The 4,564-nt window shown below is 61.3% G+C and carries 4 protein-coding genes; all 4 read left to right on the top strand.

From position 1 onward, the window contains the following. Window positions 1-479: beta-ketoacyl synthase chain length factor (locus tag WBP53_RS10175; RefSeq protein ID WP_423928539.1), on the top strand; the 479-nt coding region annotated here is incomplete at its 5' end. Beyond that, window positions 476-1,255, top strand: a complete 780-nt coding sequence (locus WBP53_RS10170; RefSeq protein WP_423928537.1) for a glycosyltransferase family 2 protein — start codon at window positions 476-478, stop codon at window positions 1,253-1,255. The genes WBP53_RS10175 and WBP53_RS10170, both read left to right, overlap by 4 nt. Beyond that, the gene (locus tag WBP53_RS10165) at window positions 1,252-2,523 is read left to right on the top strand and encodes a cation:proton antiporter (protein WP_423928535.1); all 1,272 of its coding nucleotides are present in this window, start codon (window positions 1,252-1,254) and stop codon (window positions 2,521-2,523) included. The genes WBP53_RS10170 and WBP53_RS10165 overlap by 4 nt, the downstream gene beginning before the upstream one ends. Continuing rightward, complete coding sequence (locus WBP53_RS10160) at window positions 2,520-4,112, top strand: NAD(P)/FAD-dependent oxidoreductase (protein WP_423928533.1); 1,593 nt, start codon at window positions 2,520-2,522, stop codon at window positions 4,110-4,112. The genes WBP53_RS10165 and WBP53_RS10160 overlap by 4 nt, the downstream gene beginning before the upstream one ends. Window positions 4,113-4,564 lie beyond the last annotated feature (452 nt).

Below are 4,564 nucleotides of genomic sequence, written 5' to 3'. Positions count from 1 at the left end.
CCCCCATCCGCTTCCACAATTCGGTACACAACGCGCCGGCCGGCTACTGGACGATTGCCGCCCAATGCCATGCGCCTTCAACCTCGATCAGCAGCTGGCATACCAGTTTCGCGACGGCACTCTTCGAGGCAAGCGTGCAGGCCCTAGCAGACGACACACCCGTGCTGCTGGTGGTGTACGATACCGATTCAATCGGGCCGCTGGCACCTGTTGCACCCTCAACCCGGCTGTTCGGAGCGGCACTCGTGCTTTCTCCTGGAGAGAGCGGCAAACAGTTGCTGCGCATTCGCCATGATTCTTCTCCGGCGCGCAGCCCTCAGTCGTCGACGCTGATTGGCGCATTCGCCGAGTTGGCATCGGCCAATCCGATGGCCAGAGGCGCGCTGCCCCTGCTTGCCGCGCTCGCATCCGGACAACCGGCCAGCCTTCAGCTCCCGGCCGGCGCGCGAAGCGTGTTGCAGATTGAAGTGTGCGCATGAGCGATTCGTCACCACCCCGCGTTGCCATTCTTATTCCCGCGCTCAATGAAGAGCTGGCCATTCGCCGAGTGGTCGAGTCAGCCCTGGCCGTACTCCCCGATGTCATCGTCGTCGATGACGGGTCATCGGACCGCACGGGCGAGTTGCTGGCTGACCTGCCGATTATCCTGCTTCGCCACGAAACACCGTGCGGAAAGGGTGAAAGCCTGCGCGACGGGTTCCGCGAAGCGCTGCGCCGGGGCTTTGATGCCGTTGTCGCGATGGATGGCGATGGACAGCATGATGCTGCCGACATTCCCCGCATGCTGGCCGCCGCGCGCGGCTATCCGTCCAGCATCGTTATCGGTGCGCGGATCCGTACGCGCGACAATCAGCCAAACGCGCGCCGGCGAGCCAATGCGGTTGCCGACTGGGGCATTTCCTGGGGCTGTGGGATTCCCATAGCCGATACCCAGAGTGGCCAACGCTTCTATCCGCGTGCAGCGATGGAACTGGTTGATCTGCCGGCACAGGGTTTCGTGTTCGAGGCGGCCATTCTGATTGCAGCCGTGCGCGAAGCGGGACTCGGCGTCGTATCCGTACCGATCGAGACCCGCTACAACCGCGAGTTCCGACTCAGCCATTTTCGCCCGGTGCGCGATGTCACGTTGATTACGCTCTACACGATGGGTCGAGTCATCCACTACGGCAGTATCGCGGACAGCTACCGACGTTCGCATGCGTCGCTGCCCTGCATTGTCGACCCGCCGCTGGCCGGGCAGCACGAGCCCGCGTGACCCCGGTACCGCTGCTTCTGTTGCAGCTGGTCGTCATTCTTGGCGTCGCCCGTTTGCTTGCCCTGGCGTTGCAGCGGATCGGGCAACCGCCGGTCATTGGCGAAATGCTCGCCGGCATCCTGCTGGGTCCGATACTTTTCGGCGCAGTGGCGCCAACCGCGCAGGCGTGGCTGTTTGCGCCTGAAAGCCTGGCGGCGCTCGAAGGACTCAGTCAGATCGGGCTGGTACTGTTCATGTTTGTTGTCGGTGCGGAGCTGCGTCTGCCTGATGGCGCGCGCCGCCACCTGACGGCTGCCAGCCTGACCGGCCTGCTCAGCGTGCTGCTTCCATTCGCGCTGGGGCTGGCGATTTCGCCACTCCTGCACGGCAGCTTTGCACCTGAAGGCGTGGCGTTCTGGCCTTTCGCGTTGTTCATGGCCGCATCAATGGCGATCACCGCGTTTCCCATTATGGCGCGAATCCTCAAGGAACGCGGGATGACCGAGTCCGCAGTCGGTCGTTTGTCGTTGACTTCGGCGGCGCTGGCTGACGTGCTCGCCTGGATCGTTCTGGCGTTTGTCGTCGCGATGATCTCCTCGAGTACCGGATGGTCCGGGTTTGCCATCACCCTGGTCGGCACGCTGGCGATGGCCGTCTTCGCATTCTCGGTGTTGCGGCCCTTGCTGGCGCGCGCGCTGGATCGCCATGGTGTCGAGGGTCGGCCGTCGGCAGGATTGCTCGCCGTATTGCTGATCGGCGTGTTCGCCAGTGCTGCGATTACCGATGCACTGGGATTGCATGCCGTATTCGGTGCATTCGTCTTTGGTGCTGCCCTGCCACGCGACAATCGGTTGCTGGCCTGCCTGGTCGAACGCATCGAACCGGTTGCGGTGCTGGTCCTGATGCCGGTGTTCTTCGCTCTTGCCGGATTGCACACGACACCGGATGCACTGGGCGGGACAGGTGTTTTCGCACTCGCCCTTATCCTGGCGGCGGCAGTGCTTGGAAAAGTGCTCGGCGGCGCAGCGGGCGCAAGAGTGGCCGGATTCAATTGGCGGGAATCATTTGCAGTAGGCTCGCTGATGAATGCGCGCGCCCTGATGGAACTGATCGTCATGAAGGTCGGTCTGGACATCGGCGTGATTGGTGAAGAGATCTTCACCATGCTCATGATCATGGCGATCGTGACCACGCTGATGACAACCCCGCTCCTGAGCCTGTTCACGAATCGCAAGACTGGCGGAGCCATCTCGATGGATGCCGCGACAACTTTACGGAATCCTCAATGAAAGATAGTGCACGACACGATGTAGTCATTCTCGGCGGCGGACTGGCCGGGCTTTGCCTGGCCCTGCAACTGCGCGGCAAATTTCGTGATCTCGACATCGTCGTGCTTGAACGCAGTACACATCCGTTGCCACATGCCGCCCTCAAGGTAGGTGAGTCCAAGGTCGAAATCGGCGCCCACTATCTGGCCGAGACCCTGGGCCTGCGTGAACACCTCGACCATGCGCATATCCGCAAGTTCGGTTTTCGGTTCTTCTGGAGCGATGCCCGCAACGACCTGGAAGGGGTCACGGAACTCGGCGTCAGCAGCGTGCTGCCGACGCCGACCTGGCAACTTGATCGAGGCATTCTCGAGAACCATCTTGGCGAACTCGTACGCGAACGTGGCATCCGCTTCCTCGACAACACCGTTGTACGCAAGATCGAGCTGAATGAGCGGGATACCGACCATTCGGTTTCCTTCACAACAGATGGCACCGATGGCCAGATATCCGCGAACTGGGTCATTGATGCCAGTGGGCGTGCGGGGCTGATCCGGCGCAAGCTGGAGCTCGATGAAGACAATGGCCACGATGGCAACGCGGTGTGGTTCCGGATTGACGATTGTCTTCCGATCGACGAGTGGTGCGACGACAAGGCGTGGCGGGAGCGATGCGATCCCGCGGAACGCTGGCGCTCAACCAATCACCTTTGCGGGCCGGGCTATTGGGTATGGCTGATTCCGCTGGGTTCAGGCGCACACTCGGTCGGTATCGTCTGCGATGCAAAAATGCACCCACTTAAGGACATGAACACGTTCGAGCGCGCGCTAGAGTGGCTGCACGTGCATCAGCCGCTGGTGGCAAAGGCGTGTGAGGCCAGGCGCGACAAGCTCATGGATTTCAAATTCCTGCGCGGCTACTCGCATGGATGCAGGCAAGTGTTCTCCGGGAACCGCTGGGCCCTGACCGGCGAGGCTGGCGTGTTTCTGGATCCGTTCTATTCACCGGGCAGCGATTTCATCGCCATCGCAAATACCTACATCTGCGAGCTGATTGGCCTCGACCAGGCCGGAAAGCCGGTTGCGCCATATGCGCGCCTGTATGAGCAGCTCTATTTCTCGTTCTACGAAAATACGTTGAGCATGTATCGCAAGCAGTACTCCCTGTTCGGCGATGCCGAGGTCATGTCGAGCAAGGTGGTATGGGACTACACCTACTATTGGGGCGTGCTCTGCCAACTGGTTTTCCAGAATCGCCTCACGGATGTTGCCCTGCTCGGCGATCTTCAGAAGGACCTGGCCGCTGCGGCCGAGCTCAACCTGGAGATGCAGGGCTTTTTCCGACGCTGGGGGGCCGTGAGCTCTCGGCCGAACAGGGCCGAAATGCTCGATCAGCAGCAGCTGGAGTGGTTCGTGGAAATGAATCGCGGCCTGCATGACACGCTTGATGATGCCGCGATGCGTGAGCGCCTGCGAACCAACGTCGAACTGATGAGAAACCTTTCGGCGACCATGGTCGCGCAAGCAAAATCCGCGTGCCCCGAACTGGACGTCGGATCGCTGCAATCAACGCCGAACGACTCCACCCCGCTATTCGCGTCTGCGGCATAAAGCCTGAACGAAGCTGCGGAAACTGGGGGTCGATTCATTCAGCGATGCTGGGCCGATGGGTGAGCCTCGCAATACGCTCGCGCCGTGCCCAACAAGCCATTCCGAGCGCGCCCGACCCGCTTGGCTGTCGTCCCCGATTTGATGGCCAATTACGCGGTGAGCGAGAAGGCAGCCGAGGGGATATAGCGGAACGGGGCGCTCCCCGTTCAGGGCTGCAGGGCACCTGATTGAGTCATTTTCGCTGCCCGCCTGCCTCTTGCACAGGAGCACATGCAAGCGCAGGATTGGCTGCTCCAGCTGAGGGCAGCCGGAGCAGTTCGATCAATCTGGGAGTTCGCAATGAAATATCCGTACCTGCGGTTGTTGTCTCTGGCTGCTATTGGTGTCGTTTCGACAGCTGCGTTCGCGCAGGAAAAGGTCGATTCCGTACGCGCCGGCGCGCCGATTGATCC

Source organism: Dokdonella sp., assembly GCF_049593775.1.
GTDB lineage: Bacteria > Pseudomonadota > Gammaproteobacteria > Xanthomonadales > Rhodanobacteraceae > Dokdonella.
The sequence above is the reverse complement of the archived record's forward strand: the minus strand, read 5'-3'. Positions and strand labels throughout refer to the sequence as shown.

What these genes read in the sequence shown, in the direction of transcription:
- WBP53_RS10170 (WP_423928537.1), top strand. Translation starts at nt 476, where the DNA reads ATGAGCGATTCGTCACCACCCCGCGTTGCCATTCTTATTCCCGCGCTC.
- WBP53_RS10160 (WP_423928533.1), top strand. Translation starts at nt 2,520, where the DNA reads ATGAAAGATAGTGCACGACACGATGTAGTCATTCTCGGCGGCGGACTG.